The organism is Actinocrispum wychmicini (assembly GCF_004345645.1).
Lineage (GTDB): Bacteria > Actinomycetota > Actinomycetes > Mycobacteriales > Pseudonocardiaceae > Kibdelosporangium > Kibdelosporangium wychmicini.
Window position 1 is genome coordinate 722,003 of record NZ_SLWS01000004.1, and the last position, 19,682, is coordinate 741,684.

The 19,682-nt window shown below is 68.8% G+C and carries 18 protein-coding genes; 11 read left to right on the forward strand and 7 right to left on the reverse strand.

Features of this window, described 5'->3' with window-relative positions:
- Positions 1 to 83: 83 nt before the first annotated feature.
- Genes EV192_RS21275 through EV192_RS21295 form a run of 5 tightly spaced genes read right to left on the reverse strand, consistent with a single transcriptional unit; the run spans position 84 to position 5,470 of the window.
- The gene (locus EV192_RS21275; protein ID WP_132117927.1) at positions 84 to 1,370 is read right to left on the reverse strand and encodes a nucleotide sugar dehydrogenase; all 1,287 of its coding nucleotides are present in this window, start codon (positions 1,368 to 1,370) and stop codon (positions 84 to 86) included.
- Positions 1,360 to 2,304 carry a UbiA family prenyltransferase gene (locus EV192_RS21280; RefSeq protein ID WP_132117929.1) on the reverse strand — a complete coding sequence of 315 codons (945 nt, stop codon included), beginning with the start codon at positions 2,302 to 2,304 and terminating at the stop codon, positions 1,360 to 1,362. Before EV192_RS21280 ends, EV192_RS21275 begins: the two co-directional genes overlap by 11 nt.
- Positions 2,301 to 3,137, reverse strand: coding sequence for a class I SAM-dependent methyltransferase (locus EV192_RS21285; protein WP_132117931.1), 837 nt, complete (start codon positions 3,135 to 3,137; stop codon positions 2,301 to 2,303). The genes EV192_RS21280 and EV192_RS21285 overlap by 4 nt, the downstream gene beginning before the upstream one ends.
- A gap of 7 nt (positions 3,138 to 3,144) precedes the next feature.
- Entirely contained in the window at positions 3,145 to 4,263 is a 1,119-nt protein-coding gene (locus EV192_RS21290) for a DegT/DnrJ/EryC1/StrS family aminotransferase (protein WP_132117933.1), read from the reverse strand.
- 34 nt (positions 4,264 to 4,297) lie between these two features.
- On the reverse strand, positions 4,298 to 5,470 hold the full coding sequence (locus EV192_RS21295; protein WP_243726972.1) for a DegT/DnrJ/EryC1/StrS family aminotransferase: 1,173 nt from the start codon (positions 5,468 to 5,470) through the stop codon (positions 4,298 to 4,300).
- Between the two features lie 366 nt (positions 5,471 to 5,836).
- On the opposite strand from EV192_RS21295, the gene ispH reads away from it, so the two are divergent.
- From ispH to EV192_RS21350, 11 genes are read left to right on the forward strand one after another with little or no spacing between them, the layout of a single operon-like run.
- Positions 5,837 to 6,820 (forward strand): 4-hydroxy-3-methylbut-2-enyl diphosphate reductase, encoded by a 984-nt coding sequence (gene ispH, locus EV192_RS21300; RefSeq protein ID WP_132117935.1) that lies wholly within the window; start codon positions 5,837 to 5,839, stop codon positions 6,818 to 6,820.
- Between the two features lies 1 nt (position 6,821).
- Positions 6,822 to 7,997 (forward strand): Gfo/Idh/MocA family oxidoreductase, encoded by a 1,176-nt coding sequence (locus tag EV192_RS21305; protein ID WP_165960526.1) that lies wholly within the window; start codon positions 6,822 to 6,824, stop codon positions 7,995 to 7,997.
- Positions 7,987 to 8,847, forward strand: coding sequence for a sugar phosphate isomerase/epimerase family protein (locus tag EV192_RS21310; RefSeq protein ID WP_132117938.1), 861 nt, complete (start codon positions 7,987 to 7,989; stop codon positions 8,845 to 8,847). The genes EV192_RS21305 and EV192_RS21310 overlap by 11 nt, the downstream gene beginning before the upstream one ends.
- Positions 8,841 to 10,115 (forward strand): M20/M25/M40 family metallo-hydrolase, encoded by a 1,275-nt coding sequence (locus EV192_RS21315; RefSeq protein WP_341770884.1) that lies wholly within the window; start codon positions 8,841 to 8,843, stop codon positions 10,113 to 10,115. The genes EV192_RS21310 and EV192_RS21315 overlap by 7 nt, the downstream gene beginning before the upstream one ends.
- Positions 10,112 to 11,239, forward strand: coding sequence for an Ldh family oxidoreductase (locus EV192_RS21320; protein WP_243726973.1), 1,128 nt, complete (start codon positions 10,112 to 10,114; stop codon positions 11,237 to 11,239). Before EV192_RS21315 ends, EV192_RS21320 begins: the two co-directional genes overlap by 4 nt.
- Entirely contained in the window at positions 11,236 to 12,153 is a 918-nt protein-coding gene (locus tag EV192_RS21325; protein ID WP_132117940.1) for a Gfo/Idh/MocA family protein, read from the forward strand. Before EV192_RS21320 ends, EV192_RS21325 begins: the two co-directional genes overlap by 4 nt.
- Positions 12,150 to 12,575, forward strand: a complete 426-nt coding sequence (locus EV192_RS21330; protein WP_132117942.1) for a DUF6917 domain-containing protein — start codon at positions 12,150 to 12,152, stop codon at positions 12,573 to 12,575. Before EV192_RS21325 ends, EV192_RS21330 begins: the two co-directional genes overlap by 4 nt.
- 1 nt (position 12,576) lies before the next feature.
- Positions 12,577 to 14,373, forward strand: coding sequence for a 1-deoxy-D-xylulose-5-phosphate synthase (locus EV192_RS21335; RefSeq protein WP_132117944.1), 1,797 nt, complete (start codon positions 12,577 to 12,579; stop codon positions 14,371 to 14,373).
- On the forward strand, positions 14,370 to 15,527 hold the full coding sequence (ispG, locus tag EV192_RS21340) for a flavodoxin-dependent (E)-4-hydroxy-3-methylbut-2-enyl-diphosphate synthase (RefSeq protein WP_132117946.1): 1,158 nt from the start codon (positions 14,370 to 14,372) through the stop codon (positions 15,525 to 15,527). The genes EV192_RS21335 and ispG overlap by 4 nt, the downstream gene beginning before the upstream one ends.
- A gap of 20 nt (positions 15,528 to 15,547) precedes the next feature.
- Positions 15,548 to 16,462, forward strand: coding sequence for an alpha/beta hydrolase (locus EV192_RS21345; RefSeq protein WP_132117948.1), 915 nt, complete (start codon positions 15,548 to 15,550; stop codon positions 16,460 to 16,462).
- Positions 16,463 to 16,475: 13 nt separating this feature from the next.
- Complete coding sequence (locus EV192_RS21350) at positions 16,476 to 18,509, forward strand: class I SAM-dependent methyltransferase (RefSeq protein ID WP_132117950.1); 2,034 nt, start codon at positions 16,476 to 16,478, stop codon at positions 18,507 to 18,509.
- A 52-nt stretch (positions 18,510 to 18,561) separates the two neighbouring features.
- Here the strand turns inward: EV192_RS21350 and EV192_RS21355 are convergent, their stop codons facing one another.
- Positions 18,562 to 18,876: an ArsR/SmtB family transcription factor gene (locus tag EV192_RS21355; protein WP_132117952.1), complete on the reverse strand. Its 315-nt coding sequence runs from the start codon at positions 18,874 to 18,876 to the stop codon at positions 18,562 to 18,564.
- A gap of 39 nt (positions 18,877 to 18,915) precedes the next feature.
- Complete coding sequence (locus EV192_RS21360) at positions 18,916 to 19,623, reverse strand: hypothetical protein (RefSeq protein WP_132117954.1); 708 nt, start codon at positions 19,621 to 19,623, stop codon at positions 18,916 to 18,918.
- Positions 19,624 to 19,682: the final 59 nt, after the last annotated feature.

A 19,682-nucleotide genomic window follows, 5' to 3' on the forward strand; every position in this document is an offset into this window, starting at 1 on the left:
CCGACGCACGCGTACCCCACGACTGTGACATCGCATGGTGAGCACTTTTACGAGTCGATGCTCGTAAAAGTGCTCACCAGCGGTTACAGGCGTTCGATGTGCGCGGCCAGGGCCAACCGGTTGCGGCAGTCGAGGACGTACCGGGCGTGCGCGCGGACCATGTCGTAGTCGAACTCGTCATGGTCGGTGACGATCACGACGGCGTCCGCGGCGACGATCTCCTCCTTGGTCAGCTCCACGCGTACGACCGCGGGGTCGATCGGCATGGTCTCCCGGACGTGCGGGTCCGCGGCGTGGACTTCGGCGCCGGTGCGGATCAGGAGTTCCGCCGTGCGAACCGCGGGGGACTCGCGGGCGTCGCCGCTGTTGCGCTTGTACGCCAGGCCGAGCACCAGCACCCGGGAGCCGTTGGCGGACCGCTGGCGCTGGTTGAGCGCCTCGGTCAGCCGCTGCACGACGTATCGCGGCATCTGGTTGTTCACGTCGTTGGCCAGGTCGACGAACCGGAACCGGCGGCCGAGCTGGCGTTCCACCCGCCACGACAGGTACCGCGGGTCGACCGGCAGGCAGTGGCCACCGACCCCGGGACCCGGGGTGAACCGCATGAACCCGAACGGCTTGGACGACGCCGCGCCGATCGCGTCCCAGATGTCCACCCCGAGCTCGTGCGCGACCACGGCCATCTCGTTCACGAGCGCGACGTTCACGTGCCGGTAGGTGTTCTCGATCAGTTTGGCCAGTTCGGCCGTTTTGAGCGAGGACACCGGCACGGTCGATTCCACGACGGTGTCGTAGAACTCACGGACCCGCCGCAGCGACTCCTCGTCCACTCCGGACACGAGCTTCGGGGTGCGTTCGAAGGTCCAGTACTGGTTGCCCGGGTCGATCCGCTCCGGGCTGTACCCGAGGTGGAAGTCGGTCCCCGGCGCCAGGCCGCTCTCCTTCTCCAGCAACGCCCCGAACACGTCCTCGGTGGTGCCCGGATACGTGGTCGACTCCAGGACGACCAGCGCGCCGCGGGTCAGGTGCGGCGCCAGGGCCAGTGCCGCACTCTCCACAAAGGACAGGTCGGGCACGTCGTCAAGCAGCGGTGTCGGCACGGTCACCACGGCCACGTCGAACCCGGCCAGTTGGCCCGGGTCCGTCGTGGGCACGTACCGCCCGCCCGCCAGCACCTCGGCCAGCCGTTCGTCGGAGATGTCCTCCACATAGGACGTACCGGACGCCAGGCGGCCGATCCGTCCGGTGTCCACGTCGTATCCGACCACCGAGTGCCCGACCTCGGCCGCCCGCACCGCGAGCGGCAGGCCGACGTACCCCTGGCCGACGACCACCAGTCGTGACTCGATGACTCCCCCCTCAGCCGACATGGACCACCACGAGATTTCCGGCCATCAGCGCCACCACACCCCATCGGTGGATGGTGACGCCGGCCTTCCGAGCGACCAGGGGCCGGCCCGCGATCAGGCCGTTGTGCGCCTGCCTGGCCCGCATCACGACCGTCGGGACCAGGAACAGGCCGAACCACAGCGGTGCGGCACCGAAAGCGAGCGCGCCGACGATGACCACGAGCTCCAGCAGGCTCAGCCCGCCGATGAAACCGCGGTACGCGGCCGGCGAGATCCGAGTGGCCAGGTTGATCCGGCCGGCCTCCCGGTCGCCGTCGACGTCGTTGATGTTGGAGTACACCGAGACCATCAGGCTCCACAGGCCGAACAGGAACGACTCCAGCCACATCAGCCCGGTCACCTGGGGGCTGACCATGGTGAACGGCACCAGGACGCACAGGCCGGTGCACAGCCAGAGCGCCAGTTCCTGGCCGCCGTAGTAGCTGAGCTTCAGGCCGTACGAGTACTGGATGAAGCAGAACGCGCACACCGCGGCCGCGATGAGGCCCAAAGTGGACGCATACGGTGCGATGGCGAACGCGATCGCCCACAGTCCGAGGCCGGCCAACGTGCAGGCCCAGCCGAACCGCAGTGCCTGCGTCACGGTGAGCCTGCCGTCCAGCAACGGTTTGCGATCCCTGGCCCGCAGCGCGGACTGGGAGGGCGCGTAGTTGCGGGCGTCGCTGCCGTCCCGGAAGCCGGTGACGTCGTCGAACGCCACGGTCGCCGCGACCACGCCGACCCAGCCCAGGTTGAACAACACCAGCACGAGCCAGATCCGCGGGTCCTTCTGGACCACCGGGGCCAGCAGCGTGAACACCACGAAGATGCAGGTGTAGTAGTCCCAGAACGAGAGTTTGGCGAGCTTGACGTATGCCCGTAACCGTTCCCCGGACGGGCTTGTGGTCGATGTCATCGCACTGAGTCCCCCTCCAGTACGGGCTTGCGGCCCACGGTGCTGATCATCACCTGGCTGAGCCAGTGGTTGGCCGGGTCGGCCATCTCCTCAAGGGCGAGTTCGATCCGGGTGTCACCGAGCAGTCCGGCGGCGGTGATCTGCGGCCGCATGAACTCCAGCCACAACATGTAGTGCCTGGCCTGGTCCGACCCGCCCTGGACCATCACGGCCCGGCCTTCCGCGGAGGTGTCCAGCCCGGCGTCCGTCATCAGCCGCAGGTCGACGTGGCCGCCCCGCGGGTCGTGGCCGGACTGGCGCATCAGGCCGTAGCCGGCCGCCCGGATGTCCTGCAGGAAGTCCTCGGAGTGGAAACTCCGGAACAGTGTGGAGGAATCCGTGTCCTCCAGGAAAAGCACGCCCCCTGGCCGCAGTGCGCGGACCATTCGGGCGACGACGTCCGCACGGTCGGGCAGGTGCTGGACGAGCATCCTGGCGTGCACCAGGTCGAACGCACCCTCGGGGAACTCGTCGGTCCGCACGTCCTGGCGGCGGACCTCCACCTGCGGCAGTTCGGCCAGGGCCAGGTCGGTCTCCCGGCGCTCCACCAGCCGACGCACCTCCAGGTCGGTGACCAGCACGTGGCCGGTCGGACCGACCCGGTCGGCCAGCCAGCGGGCCACCGAACCGGATCCGGCGCCGATCTCCAGGCACCGCCAGCCGGCGGTGACGCCGAGCCGGTCCAGCCGCTCGACCGTGCCCGGGTCCCAGATCGCCTCGTTGGTGCGCAGCCGTTCGGTCTCTTTGACCCAGGTCGGGTCGAAGACGTATTCCTTTTCAGAAATGGTGGTCATCTGTCCTTCATTCGAAGAATTCGCACACCGAGTCCGCGATGAACTCCACGTTCTGGTCGGTCAGGTGTGGCCAGATCGGGATGCCGAGGTTGCGCGCGCTCACCTGCTGGGCGTTGGGCCAGCTCTGGCCTTCCGGCGCCCACGGCGAGAACGCGGGTTGCGACGGCAGGGGCACCGGGTAGTACACGTGCGTGCCGATCTGCCGTTCGCTGAGGTACGCGCGCAGGTCCTCACGCCGGTTCACCAGCAGCGAGTAGACGTAGTAGCAACGGCCGTTTCGGCCTGCGGGCGGGGCCAGCACGCCGCGGTCCGCCAGCGGCGCGAACCGCTCGGAGTAGTAGTCGGCGATCTTCGCCCGACGCTCCAAGCGATCCGCGAACGTGGGCAGCCGGTGCAGCTGGAACGACGCGAGGATCTCGTCGAACCGGCTGTTCTGGCCGATCAGGTGGTGCGTGAAGCGGGTTTTGCCGTCCTGTCCGTGGTTGCGCAGCATCCGGACGGTCGTGGCCAGCTGGTCGTCGTCGGTGAGGACCATGCCGCCCTCGCCGGCCGTGCCGAACGCCTTGACCTGGAAGAACGAGAACACGCCCAGGTCGCCCCACCGGCCGGCGGGGACGCCGTCGAGCACCGCGCCTTCGGCGACCGCCGCGTCCTCGATCACCGGGATCCCGTACTGCCTGCCGAGTTCCTTGAACTTCGGCATCTCGGCCATGATCGAGAAGATGTGCGCGGGCATCAGCGCCTTGGTCCGTTCGGTGACCAGCGCCGGCACCTGCTCCGGGTCCAGCACCATGGTCCACGGGTCGACGTCGGCGAACACCGGGGTCGCCCCGATGTTGATGACCGAGCTGGCCACCGGTTGGCAGCAGAACGCGGGCACGATCACCTCGTCGCCCGGCCCGATGCCCAGTGCCCGCACGCACAGCTCCAACGCCCCGGTGGCGCTGCCGCACGCGATCACGTGCTGCGCGCCGGTGTCGGCCTTCAGCGCCTCCTCCAGGGCGGCGGTCTGCTCGCCGAGGATGAACTTCTGCGACGGCCCGGTGCCGTGCTGGTACACGATGTCCAGCAGGGCCTCGCGGTCCTGCTCGAACAGGTCCGGCGGGAAGAACGGCAACGTGGTCATGACGGTTCCGCCTCCCCGCGTTTCACAAGCCTTGTCATGGCCGGCTCCCGGCGTAGAAGGTGCGGATCACGTCGCAGACCCGGTCGACGGTGTCCTCGTCGAGGTCGTGGTGGAACGGCAGCGCGACGGCGCGCTCGCACGCGGCCTCGGCGTTCGGGAAGTCGCCGCGGCGGTAGCCCAGATCGGCGAAGCAGGGTTGCAGGTGCAGCGGTGTCGGGTAGTACACCTCGGTCCCGATGCCTTGCCGCGTCAGGTGTTCGACCAGCTCGTCGCGGCGTTCCACCTCGATGAGGTATACGTAGTACACAGGGTCGGCCGGCACCTCACGCTTGGCGAGCGTCGGCAGCCGCAGCACACCGGGAACGCCTTGCAGGCGCTCGGTGTACGCGTCGGCGAGCACGGCCCGGCGGGCGATGTCGTCGTCCAGGTGCGGCAACTTGCCCATCAGGACACACGCCTGGATGTCGTCCATCTTGCTGTTGGTGCCGGACGCGCCGGACAGGTTGGAGATGCCGGCGATGTGGTCGGTGGTCCGGCCCATCCGGCCGTGGTGGCGCAGGATGCCGGCCAGTTCGGCCACGTCCGGGTCGTTGGTCAGGATCGCGCCGGCGTCACCGAGCGCGCCGAGGGTCTTGGTGGGGAAGAACGACAGCACGCCGCCCTTGCCCAACAGCCCCGCGTGCGTGCCGTCCCACCGCATGCCGATCGACTCGGCACTGTCCTCGACCATGATCAAGTCGCGCCGCGCGGCCACCTGGCCGATCCTGGTCATGTCGGCCATCTGCCAGAACAGGTGGGTGGGCATGATCGCGGTGGTCCGGTCGGTGACCGCGGCCTCGGCCGAATCCGGGTCCAGCGAATAGCTTTCCGGGTCGATGTCGGCGAACACCGGCTTGGCCAGGGCGAGCGAGACCGAGGTCGCGGTGGCGGCGAAGCTGAACGCGGGCACCACCACCTCGTCGCCGCGCTGCACGCCGGCCGCGCGCAGCAGCAGGACCAGCGCGTCGGTACCGCTGTTGACCGCCAGCACGTGCTCGGCGCCGGTGTAGGCGGCCAGCATCCGCTCCAGTTCCACCACCTGGCGGCCGTGCGAGTACTTGCCCCGGTCGAACAGGGCATTGAGGTGCCCGCTGATCTGCGGCCAGCGGCGGTCGAAAGATGAAGCCTGGGTAAAGAAAGGAATGGGTGGCGCGGACGGTGAGTTCACAAGTGTCGTCCTCCAAATGTCCTGGTAGGCGTGCGCCGCGGTCCGATGGAAACGTATGAGGAGCTTTTCGGGTCAGGCAATAGCAATACCCTGAGTGCGCGGTGGCACCGATATGACAACCATCAGCCATGCCCCCTACTTGCACCCCTATATCCGCTGGTCAGCGCGGTCCTTCGGGGATGGCTGTCCACTCCGGCCAGTGTCCGGCCGGTGGTATGGACTTGACGGACCGTGTTCGGTCACGTGAGCCTTGGGTCAGTTCAGCGAGGGGGCCTTGCCGGTCGGCCGAAGACCGCGGATACAGCGTTTGTCGAGGTTTGTCGAAGTTTTTGCCGAAAACACCGTCCCACCTCATCGGGGAATGCGATGGACTCTGCGAATGAACCCGGTCCTGCCGGGAAAACAGTGGTTCTGGCCGAACCGCGAAGCTTCTGCGCCGGTGTCCGGCGGGCCATCGAAATTGTCGAGGTGGCGTTGGAGCGGTTCGGCCCGCCCATCTATGTCCGAAATCAGATCGTGCACAACCAACACGTGGTCCGTGCCCTGGAACAGCGTGATGTCCGCTTCGTCAGCTCCACCGACGAGGTCCCACGCGGGTCAGTGTGCGTGTTGTCCGCGCATGGCACCGCGCCCGCGGTGCGCGAGGCCGCCGAGGCCCGCGATCTCAGGGTGATCGACGCGACCTGCCCGCTGGTGTCCAAAGTGCACCAACAGGTGGTCCGGGCGGCCCGCGACGACCGCACGGTCCTGCTCGTCGGCCACATGGAGCACGAGGAGGTCGAAGGCACCTACGGCGAGGCCCCGGAGCGGACGCATGTCGTCGCCACCGTGGACGAGGTGCGCCAGTTGGACCTGCCGTCGGACACGCCGGTCACGTACGTCACGCAGACCACGCTGTCGATCGACGACACCCGCGAGGTCGTCGACGCGATCGCCGCCCGTTTCCCCGACCTGACCGGCCCAGGGACCGACGACATCTGTTTCGCCAGCCAGAACCGGCAGAACGGGGTGAAGGCGCTCGCCAAGCGCACGGACGTGGTGTTGGTCTGTGGCTCGGCGAACTCGAGCAACACCGTGCGGATGGTGGAGGTCGCGCAGCTCGCGGGGGTGCGGTCATACCTCGTACCCGACATCACGGACCTGGACGAGAGCTGGCTTGCGGGTGCCACCTCGGTCGGAGTCAGCGCGGGCGCCAGCGCGCCGGAGTTCCTGGTGGACCAGTTGCTTGACCGGTTGGCCGAGCTCGGTTTCGACCGGATCCAGGTGGAGACCACCGGCTCGGAGGCGGACATCACCTTCGGGCTGCCGTCCGCCGCGGTCGGCGCACCGGAGTCAAAGGAGTCGAACTGACGTGCTGCGCACATTGATCATCGGACTGGGGCGGGCCGGTGCCGGCCTGCACCTGACCGTGCTGCGCAAGCTCCGGCCGGCGTGGGAAGAGGACGTCGTGTTCGACCCGGCGCCGGTCATCGCGGTCGATCCGCGGGCGCACGCCCTTTCGGTCGGGCCGGACGTGCGTGTCACCGCGTCCCTCGCCGAGGCCGCGCGGCTGCTGGACCCGGCCAGGACCGTGGTGCACGTGTGCACGCCGCCGATCGTCCGGCTGGAGCTGCTGCGGGAACTGGCCGAGCTCGGCTTCCGGAACATCATCATGGAGAAGCCGATCACCACCGACCGGGCGACGCTGGCGGCCATCCTGAACCTGGCCGACGCCGAGGCGTTGAAGCTCGCCGTGGTGGCGCCCTGGCTGGCCAGCGCGCTCACCGCCCGGCTGTCCGACCTGGTGGCCAAACGGGATCCAGGGCCTGTATCGAGGTCCCCGTCCGCGATAGCCGGGCCGGATGCGGTCCCTGACGCCACCGCCGGCACACCCAAAGACAACCAGTATTCGCGGCGTACCGGCGGCGACGCCAGGAACCGCACCGATCCCGACTCTCATCGAACGGGGACCTCGATACAGGCCCTAGGTGCCTTGCGCAGCATCGAGATCCACCAGAGCAAGCCGCGGCTGAACCGGTCGCTGGCGACCGCCGGGCATCCGACCGCGTTCGACATCGAGCCGCCGCACTCGCTCGGCGTGTGCCTCCGGCTGGCCGGCCCGGCGCGGCTGGTCGACGCGCGCCTGTCCGACATGACCATCGGCTCGGTCGTGATCCCCAACATGGGCTCGGCCGAGCTGATGCTCCAGCACGACAGCGCGACCACCCGGATCGTCTCGGACCTCGAGTCGCCGGTCCGGGAACGCCGGATCGAGCTGGACTTCGACGGCGGCCACGTGATCGGCCACTACCCGGGCAGCGAGGACGACCACTACGCGCACCTGCACGTCGCCGGTGAGGGACGGCCGCCGACCCGGGAGGTCTTCCCGGACGACGCGCTGACGGCGTACGTCGGCGACACGTACCGGGGTTTCCTGCTGGGCGACGACTTCCGGTCGGAGCTGGCGATCGGCTGCCAGGTGGTCGAACTCATCGCCGAGGCCAAGGACCTGTGCCTGACCGGGACGGAGGCGGCCAGTGTCGGCTGACCGCGCGTTCACCTTCGCCGGCATCGGGGACGAGGCCGGCCGGTCGCTCGCCGAACAGATCGAGGCGCACCGGCAGCTCGGCTGGTCCACGATCGAACTGCGCAACGTGGACGGCACGCCGTTGGCCGAGCTCAGCGACACCGCGTTCGACGAGGTCGCGGCCACGCTCGACCGGGTGGGCCTGCGCGTGGTGTGCGTCGACTCGCAGATCGCCAACTGGGCGCGGCCGATCACCGGCGACTTCGCGCTCGACCTGATCGAACTGGACCGGCTGGCAAAGCGTTGTGCCGCACTGGATACCCGCTATGTCCGGGTGATGTCGTACCCGAACGACGGGATGGACGACGTCGAGTGGGGCGCGCAGGTCCGGCTGCGGCTGCGGATGCTGGCCGAACGCGCCGAAGCCGCGGGACTGGTGCTGCTGCACGAGAACTGCGCGGGCTGGGCGGGAACGGATCCGTACAAGGCCCGGCGGCTGATCGAAGAGGTCGACAGCCCCGCGCTGCGCCTGTTGTTCGACATCGGCAACGGCGTCGCGTACGGCTACGAGGCGTACGAGATGCTCGGTCCGTTGCTACCGTGGGTTGAGCACGTCCACGTGAAGGACGCCCGCAAGGACGGCGACGAGGTCGTCTACACGTTGCCCGGCGAAGGCATCTGCAGGGTCTCGGACTGTGTGCGGATGTTGCTGGACGCCGGATACACGGGCACTTGGACGATGGAGCCGCACCTGCAAGTCCGTCCGCACGAAGGGCGCTCGGACGCCAGTCCGGACGGGGTGACGAGATTCGTCGAGTACGGCCGCGCGATGGAACGCCTTGTCGTCGGGTCGCAGGGGGTTCCGTGCTGACCCAGTCCGACCGGAACCTGTTGCTGCACTTGCTGGAACTGCCCACCGCCGGCCCGCTGGAGGGTGCCCGTCCCGAGTTATGGGCGGCGCAGCGGGCGTACGCCGAAGCCGCGGCCAAGGTGGGTTTCACCGTCGTACAACACGCGGCGCCAGGACCGGAAACGCTTGTCGGCGAACACGTTCCGCTGTCGGTTCGCCTCGCCGCCGCGGACGATCCCGCGTTTCTCGCCGACCAACCCAGTCTGGTGCTTCAGCTCGGGCCGGACCTGCCGCAGGCGGACACGGTCATGTTCAACGTCCACCTGGACACGGTGGCAGGGCTGGAGGCAGTCGGCTACGACGGCATGGTCTTCCACGGCCGGGGCGCGATCGACGCGAAAGGCCCTGCGGTCGCGCTGCTGGCTGGCATCCGTGCCGCGTTGGTCGCCGAGCCGTCGTTGCGGGACGACACCAGGATCCTGATCCAGGCGGTGGCCGGCGAAGAGGGCGGCGCCATGGGTGTCTTCGGCACCCGCCCGCTGGTGCGCCAGGGATACTACGGCCGGCTCAACATCTTCTGCGAGCCTACCGGGATGCGCCTGCTGACCAGGTGCACTGCGGCGATGACCGCGTGTGTGCGGGTGGACGGCGAGGACGCGATCGACGACAACCCCGACGCTGGTCACAACGCGACCGTCCTTCTTGGACACATCAGCCAACGCCTCGCCGATACTCTTCCCGAGCACGCCGTCGACGGCCGGGTCTGTGTCGCCGGTATCCACACCGGACACTTGCACAACCGTGTCTACGGCACCGGCCGGTTGATGCTGAACCTGTCGTACGGCCGGCAGGAGACCGGCGAGCGGCTGGCCAAGGTGCTGGAGTCCGAGGTCGAGTCCGCGCTGCGCGAGTTCACCGCCTGCCACCGCGACCACCGGGATCTGGCCCGGACGGCCGCGGACGCTCAGGCGATCACCAAAGTCGAATGGCACAAGCGTGGTCTGCCCGCGCTCGCGCCCGGCGAGGACACGGACCTGCTGGACGTCGGGCTGACCCGGTGGCCGGATGACGAGCCCGCGTTCACCTGTGACGCCCTGTGGATGGCCGGCCTGCCCGGCGCGTACACGGCGGTCCTCGGGCCGGGACAGCTCGACCGCAACCACGCGCACGCCGAAGGGGAGTACGCCGAGGAGGCCGAGCTGGCGGAGTTCGCCGCCGCGGTCGCCAAGATCCTCCGGCATTTCGCACATCAGAAAGCAAACCGACCACTGGAGGGGAGGGCGCGGTGACGGACCTTACAGACAGCGTCACGACTGTGCGGATGGCGCACAGGGACCTTGTGACGTTCGCCGCGGCGGTGTTCGCGGACCGTGGTGTCCCGACCGAACGGGCGCACATCGCCGCCGAGGCGTTGTGCTACGGCGATCTCGCCGGAATGGCGTCGCACGGCACGGCCAATCTGACCCGGCTGTACCTGCCCGCCATCGACGAGGGCCGGATCGACCCGGCCGCGACCCCGGAGGTCCTGGCCGACACCGGCGCCGCCGTGCTGCTCGACGGCAAGCGGGCGTTGGGCCTGTGGTCGGCCACGGACGCGCTGGACCTAGCCGCGAACCGCGCCAGGGAAACCGGGATCGCCATGGTGTCCGTGCGCAACGCCACGCACTTCGGCTGCGCCGGATTCCACACTGGACGGTTGGCGCAGCGGCACTTCGTCTCACTGCTCGCGTCGAACTGTGGGCGACAGCGCATTGCCCGCGCACCGGGCGGACGGCCGGCGGTCCTCGGCACGAATCCGCTCAGCGTCGCGTCTCCCACGGGCAGGCACCATCCGTACGTCCTCGACATGAGCACGACCGTCGTCCCCACTGGACGGATCCGGGCGGCACACCGCGCCGGACAAGCCATTCCGGAGGGTTGGCTGGAGGACGCCGACGGCCGCGCGGTCACCGATCCCGGCGCACTCGACCGCAGGGAGGGCTACCTGCGGTGGCTCGGCGGCGACCCGGCGACCGGCGCGTACAAGGGTTACGGGCTCGGGTTGCTCGTCGAGGTGCTCGCGGCGCTGGTGCCCGGCGCGGGTCTCGGTCCGGAGCCGGCCGCGTTGACCGGCGACGGCGGGCCGACCGGCAGCGACGACGACATCGGGTTCGTCGCGCTGGTCGTGGCGCCCGGCGCGCTCCGGCCGATCGGCGACTTCCTGGACCAGGCGGACGGCATGTTCAGCACGTTGCTGGACTGCCCGCGGCAGGACGAGGACCGGGCGGTCAGCTACCCCGGCTGGCACGAGGCCGAGCAGGCCGCGCGGTCCGCGGCGGACGGGGTGGACCTGCCGGTCGAGCGATACCGGGAACTCCGTGACCTGGCCGCGCAGCGCGGTCTTGACCTTCCTCGCACCGGAGGCGTGCAGTGACGCAGACCCACATCGGAATCGTCGGCCTCGGCGTGATCTCCAAGTTCTACGTGCAGGCGTTCGGCGAACTGCCGTCGTTGAACCTGGCGGCCGTCTGCGACCTGCGGCAGGAGGCCCTGGAACCGTTCAGCGGCAAGGTCGAGTGCTACCGGTCGCACCAGGAGATGCTGGAACACGCCGTGCTTGACGCGGTCGTGGTGAACGTCCCCAACGACGTGCACGTGCCGGTGTGCCGGGACATCATCGAGGCCGGACTCGCGGTCTGCGTCGAGAAACCCCTGGCGATCGACCTGGACGAAGGTCGTGAGCTGGTGGAGTTGGCCGCCCGGCGCGGTGTGCCGTTGTTCACCTCGTTCCACCGCCGGTACAACTCGAACGTCCTGACGCTGCTCAACTCCCTGCCGTCCGACCAGCCGGTGACCTCGTTGACCGTCCGGTACCTGGAACAGATCGAGGAGCACGCCGGCGCGGACCGCTGGTACCTGGATCCCGCGCGCTGCGGCGGCGGATGCGTCGCGGACAACGGTCCCAACGCGTTCGACCTCGTGCGGCTGTTCCTCGGTGACGTCACGTTGCAGGACGCGCAGGTCTTGCGGGACGCGGACGGTGTGGACCGCAGCGCCCGGGTCTTCCTGCGGGCCAACAGCGGGGCCGCGGTGGAGGTCGAGCTCGACTGGAGTTATCCCGGTGAGGTCAAGGACGTCAGCGTGGAACTCGCCGACGGCACCCGGCTGCGGGCCGACATGCTCGCCGGCTACCCCGACTTCAAGGAGTCGCTGGTGCACGAGTACGTCGGCGTCCTGGACCACTTCAACCAGATCCTGTCGGCCACCTGCGACTCGTCCGCCGACGGGCTGGCCGCGTTGGAACTCGTGGACGCGGTGTACCGCAGGGAAGTGAGCGTGGCGCGATGAACCTGAACGAGGACGGCGGGAAGCGGGCCGTGCGCGGCACCCTGGTCAAAGTGCTGACGCACAGCCGGGTCGACCGCGGCATGCGGATGGAGGAGTTCGCGAGCAGGTGCGTCCGGCAGGGCGAGGTGCACGAGCTCGTCACCACCGACCAGACCGACGACGAGGCGGGCGCCCGGATCGACCGGGTGGGGTTCCTGGGCTTCGTGGAGGTGGACCGGGCCGGGGTGATCGACCGCGGCGACGAGCTGTGGATCGGCGGGCAGCTGGTGGGCACCGTGCTGGGCTTCGACTCGTGCCACTTCCCCAACCACTACAACGTGCTGGTCACCACCGCCCAGCTGGTGACCGGGCCGCAGCTGGGGCTCGCGCCCGAGGCGGACGTGGTGTTCCAACAAAAGCAACCGGCCCAGATCGGGGGATGAGATGCTCGACGAGATCCAGCGGCCCGCCGACCTGCGTGGCCTCAGCGGCCCGGACCTGGACGCGCTCGCCGCGGAGATCCGTGACCGGCTCGTGGTGGACGTGTCCCGCAACGGCGGCCACCTCGGCCCCAACCTCGGCGTGGTCGAGCTGACGATCGCGCTGCACCGCGTGTTCGACTCGCCGCACGACAGCATTGTGTGGGACACCGGGCACCAGACGTACGTGCACAAGATGCTCACCGGCCGGGCCGGGGACTTCGACGGCCTGCGCCGCAAAGGCGGACTGTCCGGCTATCCCAGCCGGCAGGAGTCCGAGCACGACCTGGTGGAGAACTCGCACGCGTCCACCGCACTGTCCTATGCGGACGGACTCGCGCGGGCGAACCAGTTGAGCGACAAGCAAGCCCACGTGGTCGCGGTCATCGGTGACGGCGCGCTGACCGGCGGTATGACGTGGGAGGCGATCAACAACATCGCGGTCGAACCGGACCGCCCGCTGATCGTGGTCGTGAACGACAACGGCCGTTCCTACGCGCCGACCATCGGTGGCCTCGCGGACCACCTGCGGGACCTGCGTCGAAGCGAAGCCGCGCTGTCGATGTACGAGAACGTCGGCCTGTCGTACATCGGACCGGTCGACGGTCACGACCGCGTCGCGGTGGAAGCGGCGCTGCACGATGCCCGGGATCGTGGTGAAACCGTGGTGGTGCACTGCGTTACGCAGAAGGGCCGCGGCCACGAGCCGGCCGAGCAGGACGAGCGGGACTGCTTCCACGCCGTGCGGGCGTCGTCCGCCAAGAGCTCCGGTCCAAGTTGGACAAGTGTGTTCGGCGAGGAACTGCTTGCCGCGGCGAGTGAACGGCCGAAGTTGGTCGCGCTGACCGCGGCGATGCTCGAACCCACCGGCCTGCAACCGTTGCAGGACAAGTTCCCGGACCGGGTGGTCGACGTCGGGATGGCCGAGCAGCACGCGGTCACGTCGGCCGCCGGCATGGCCATGGGCGGCCTGCACCCGGTCTTCTGCGTGTACGCGACCTTCCTCAACCGGGCTTTCGACCAGGTCCTGATGGACGTGGCGCTGCACCGGCTGGCGATGACGTTCGTGCTCGACCGCGCCGGGATCACCGGTGACGACGGGTCGTCCCACAACGGTGTGTGGGATCTCGCGGTGTTCCAGGCCATCCCGGGGATGCGCATCGCGGCACCGCGCGACCGGGTGACGCTGAACCGGCTGCTGACCGAGGCGTTGGACGTCGAGAACGGGCCGACGATGCTGCGGTTCCCGAAGGGCACGCTCGGCGCTGACATCCACGCGGTCGACCGGATCGTCGCTGAGGGTTCGAACGACCCGGTCGATGTGCTTGTGGCGCAAGGCGATGACGCGCTGGTGATCGCGGTCGGCGCGATGGCCGGGCCGTGCCTGGACGCGGCGATGCAGCTGGAGGCGCGTGGCATCGCCTGCACTGTGGTCGATCCGGGCTGGGTCAAGCCGGTCAACCCGGCGCTCGTCGAACTCGCCGAGCGGTTCGACGTGGTGGTGACCGTGGAGGACGGGATCCGGGCGGGCGGCATCGGTGAGGCCACTGCCGCGAGCATGCGCGACGCCGGGGTCGTGCCCGCCGAGCTGCGGGTTCTCGGCGTGCCCACGCGGTTCCTGGCGCACGGCTCCCGCGCGGAGCTGCTCGACGAATGCGGGCTGACCGCCGGTCGGATCGCCGACCAGATCGCCGAGGCGGTCACCGCGCACGCGGTCCAAGGGTCACTGGACGCCATGCTGGAGAAGGAAGTTCTGGGATGACAGCTATCAACTTGGGAACTCCCACCCCGGCCGCGACATCGCTGTCGCCGCGGCGCCGGTCCCGTCAGCTGATGGTGCGGGACGTGCCGGTCGGCGGCGACGCGCCGGTCTCGGTCCAGTCGATGACCACGACGCTCACCGCGGACGTCGACAAGACACTGCAGCAGATCGCGGAGCTGACCGCGTCGGGCTGCCAGATCGTCCGGGTCGCGGTCCCGTCCCAGGACGACGCCGAAGCGCTGCCGGCGATCGCGCGTAAGTCGCAGATCCCGGTGATCGCCGACATCCACTTCCAGCCGAAGTACGTGTTCGCCGCGATCGAGGCCGGCTGCGCGGCCGTGCGGGTGAACCCGGGCAACATCAAGAAGTTCGACGACAAGGTTCGCGAGATCGCGGCCGCGGCCAAGGACCACGGCACCCCGATCCGGATCGGGGTTAACGCTGGTTCACTTGATCCGCGCCTGCTGGCCAAGTACGGCAAGGCAACCCCGGAGGCGTTGGTCGAGTCGGCGTTGTGGGAGTGCTCGTTGTTCGAGGAGCACGGTTTCTCCGACATCAAGATCTCGGTGAAGCACCACGACCCGGTCGTGATGGTCAACGCGTACCGGCAGTTGGCCGCGCAGTGCGACTACCCGCTGCACCTCGGCGTCACTGAAGCCGGCCCGGCGTTCCAGGGCACGATCAAGTCCGCGGTGGCGTTCGGCGCGCTGCTGGCCGAGGGGATCGGCGACACCATCCGGGTGTCGCTGTCCGCGCCGCCGGTCGAGGAAGTCAAGGTGGGCACCCAGATCCTGGAGTCGTTGGGCCTGCGGGAACGGCGGCTGGAGATCGTGTCCTGCCCGTCGTGCGGCCGGGCGCAGGTGGACGTCTACCGGCTGGCCGAGGAAGTGATGACCGGCCTGGACGGGATGGAGGTCCCGCTGCGGGTGGCCGTGATGGGCTGCGTGGTCAACGGTCCCGGCGAGGCCAGGGAGGCGGATCTGGGGGTGGCGTCCGGCAACGGCAAGGGCCAGATCTTCGTCAAGGGCGAGGTGATCAAGACCGTGCCGGAGCACCAGATCGTGGAGACCCTGATCGAGGAGGCGATGAAGATCGCCGAGCGGATGCAGGACGAAGGCGTCGTGTCCGGCGAACCGCAAGTCACCGTCAGTTGAAGCAAAAGAAGGTGTAACCGATGGACAGTGTCCCCATCCGCCTGGACGTGACCGGCCCTGACGGTCGCGGCGGACCCTGGCAGCTCGCAGGCGAGCTGTACCTGCCGTCCGGTGAGCAGCCGGACACCGTGCAGGTGTTGTTGTCCGGCTTGACCTACGACCGGCGGTACTGGCGTGTGCCGGGCACGAGCGACTACGTACGGCACATGGTCGACGACGGGCACGCCGTGCTCGCACTTGACCGGATCGGCACCGGGCACAGTGGCCGCCCGCCAGCCGACCAGGTCACCGTGCAGGCCAATGTGGACACCCTGCATGAGCTCGTCCAGGCGCTGCGGGCCGGCATTCCCGGCATCCGCCCGTTCTCCCAGGTGATCGCGGTCGGGCATTCGCTCGGCACGGGCATCGCCATCATCGGCGCGGCCCAGTACCGCGACTTCAACAGTCTCATTCTGACCGGCCTGTCGCACACCCTCGGCCCGCTGTACCCGGACGCCGTGCAGTCGCTGCAGCCGGCCGCGGGGGAGCCCGAGGGGTACCTGACCACGCAGCCGGGCAAGCGAAGCGTGATCTACGAGGCCGAGGGCGGGGTGGACGAGCCGGCGGCCGAGTACCACGAGGCCACCAAGTCCACCGTGACCATCGGTGAGGGCGCGACCGTGGACGAGATCTACCGGCAGGACTACGCGGCTGCCGTGGACGTGCCCGTGCTGCTGGTGGTCGGCGCCCAGGACAAGCTTTTCGTCGGCGCCGAGAAGGAACGTGACTACTACCCGGGCGCGCCGGACGTCGAGCTCTTCGTCGTCCCGGACGCCGCGCACTCGATCAACGTCCACCGCAGTGCCCACCTGTGGTTCGCGGCGGCGTCCCGGCAGCTCGCCAAGTGGGCTGCGGAGTCACCTCACACAGCATCCCCCTACACCCCGTCGGCCTGAAGGAGGAATTCAGATGCCGGACCCCAAAAACAGCCTCCACGCCGTGGTTCTCGGCGGCGGCATCGCGGGAATGTGCGTGGCGGCCGCGCTCGCCCGGCACATGGCCAAAGTGACAGTGATCGAGCGCGACCTCTACCCCGACGGTCCGCACTGGCGCCGTGGCGTGCCGCAAGCCCGGCACACACACAATTTACTGGGCGCCGGCCAGCGCGCCCTGGATCGACTGTTCCCCGGTCTGCTGGCGGACTTCCGGGAGCAGGGCATCGTCGACGTCCGGATGCCCAAGGACATGCTGGCGATGATCCCGGGCGGCTGGATGGAACGGTTCGCCAGCAAGCACGTGGTGTTGTCCGGCACCCGCGACCTGATCGACTGGCGGGTACGCAACCACCTGATCAAGGTGCCGAACGTCGAGATCCGGCAGGAATGCGAGGCGTTGAGCCTGCTGTCGGAAGGGGACACGGTCGTAGGGGTGAAGCTGCGGGACCGCGATTCCAGCGCCAAGACGGGCTGGGGCGAGCCGTACAACTTCGCCGCCGACTTCGTCGTGGACACGACCGGACGCAACTCCAAGTCGGCGAGTTGGCTGGAGGAGTTGGGCTACGGCACGGTTGAGGAGAGTGTCGTCGACGCCCAGTGCGCCTACGCCACCTGCATCTTCGCCATCCCGCCGGACCACGAGGCCGACTGGAAGTGCATCGTCCTGCAGTCCACTCCGGACGTTCCGCGGCAGGGCATTCTCAACCCGATCGAGGGCGACCGCTGGATGGTCTCGGTGTCCGGGGTCGGCGGCGAACGTCCGCCACTCGACCACAAAGGCATGATCGAGTTCGCCAAGTCCTTGCGCAGCAGCGAGATCTACGACCACATCCGGAACGCCGAACCGCTCACCGAGGTGTACGGCTCGGGCCGGACCGAGAACAGGCGCAGGCACTACGAGCGGTTCGGCCGGTGGCCGGACCGGTTCGTGGTCACCGGCGACGCGGTCGGCTGCTTCAACCCCGCCTACGGGCAGGGCATTTCGGTGGCGTCGACCTGTGCCGTCGACATGGACGACGCGTTCGAGGCGGCCGGCACCCGGGACACCGGGCGGATCCCGGCCGGCCTGGCGGCCGATCTCCGCAAGCCGATCGCCCGCCGGGTGGACGGCGCGTGGATGCTCTCCGCCAACTCCGACCTGGTGTACCCGGGCGCCGCGCCCGGACCGCTGCCGCTGCCCGCGCGGCTCGTCGGGCGTTACATGGGCCGCCTGGTGCAGACGGCCGTCACCAAGGGGCCCGCGGCGATGGCCCTGCTCGACACGTACCACCTGCTGGCCCCACCCGAAGCCGTCTTCCGCCCGAGCGTCGTCCTTGACGTGCTGCGTGGCCCGAAATCCAAGGAGACCGCAGTGAGCGGCAATGGCGAGACCACCCGCCTGGTGAACCTGTACCGCAAGCGCGCCAAGAACTACGACATCATGTCCAACCGGCTGTACATCATCGGCCAGCGGACCATGCACTACAAGCACCTGGCGATCGACCAGCTGGCGCTGAAGCCGGGCGACACCGTGGTCGACGCCGGCTGCGGCACCGGCCACAACCTGCCGTACCTGTCGAAGGCGGTGGGCCCCAACGGGAAGGTGATCGGGGTCGACTTCACCGACTCGATGCTGAACCTGGCCGAGGACCGGGTCCGCGAGCACGAGCTGACGAACGTCACCCTGCAGCAGGCCGACCTGACCACGTTCGAGTTCCCGCAGAACGTCAACGCGATCATCGCCTGCTTCGCGCTGACCCTGATCGAGGGCTACGAGACAGTCGTGAAGAACGGCTACAAGGCGCTCGCGTCGGGCGGGCGTTGGGTGGCCCTGGACTACCGCCTGCCGGACTGGTGGCCGCGTGGTCTGGTGCCCGCTCTCGGCCCGGTCATCGCCCCCTTCGGCGGCAAGCCGGACATGCTGGTCAACCGCCACCCTTGGAAGGCGATCGAGCAGGGCGCCGACAAGACCCACACCCTGACCCGTTACGGCGGCTGGGTCTACGTCACCACCGGCATCGCCCCGTGACCTGAGGAGACCCCTTGTGCCGCGTCAGCCCCCCGGCGCGGCACAAGCCTTCTCAGCGTTTGGCGCCGAGGATGCCGTCGAGCATTCCCGGGTACAACGCGTCCAGGTCTTCCTTGCGCAGCGCGGTGATTCGTGCGGTGCCCTCGGGGTGGACATGGGTCACGCCGGCCTCACGCAGGACGCGCATGTGGTGGGTTCGGGTGGACTTGTTGACCGGCAGCGGGATCGCGCCGCAGGCGACCGGGATGCCGAGCCGGTTGAGTTCCCGGACGAACTGCAGGCGGACCGGGTCGGCCAGGGCGTGCAGGACCGCCTCGATGCGGATCTCCTCCCGGGTGGGATGCGGGAGCTCCTTCGTCTGGGTCATGGCGCCATTGTACGATATTCATCGTAACTTCAGGGTCGCTCAACCGAGTGTGCTGACATAGGCGAGCGCCGCGAGACCCACAGTCACGGGTAGCGCGAGCAGAACTGACCGACGTGTCGGTCGTGGCGCCGTACGCAGCAGGTGGACGCCCATCGGCAGGAACGCGACGCACAGTCCCACGGTCCCGATGACGGAGACCACTTCGGTGCCTTTCAGCACGCCGAGCGGCAACAGGCCCATCGCGGCGAGGGCGAGCGAGCGGATGAGTCCCATCGCCCGGCTGAGATACGCCGCGACCGCCAGGACGTACCAGCCGAACATGATCGTGAACGACAGGTAGCTGAAGAGATGCAGGTCCGGGTAGAAGTCGCTGACGAACTTCGCCGCCGCCGCCAGGCCCTGGTGTCGTGCCACGTTGACCGCGGCCTGGTCGACTCCGGCGTGGAACGTACGTTCGAACAGGCCGATGACCACCAGGGTGCCCGCCCACCCCGCCCAGGCTGGTCTCGTCTGACCGATCTTCCCGGCCAACGTGATCACGGCCGGCCACATCAGGACGTTCCCAGCCAGGAAACAGGTGTACGCGGCGGTCAGCAGGCCCGGGTGCTCGACGGCCGCGGCGAGCTGTTGTGGATAGAAGAAGTGGAACGGTGACCGCAGCAGTGTCCCGGTGAGCAGGAGCAACGGACCGAGAATCATCGAGGTTCCGCCGACCCAACGCCCCGGGAACCAGTAATCGCGTGCCATGCCACCGACGCTGTCAGTCCGGGCCTCGGTGCGGATCAGCCCGCTGTGGACACTTGCTG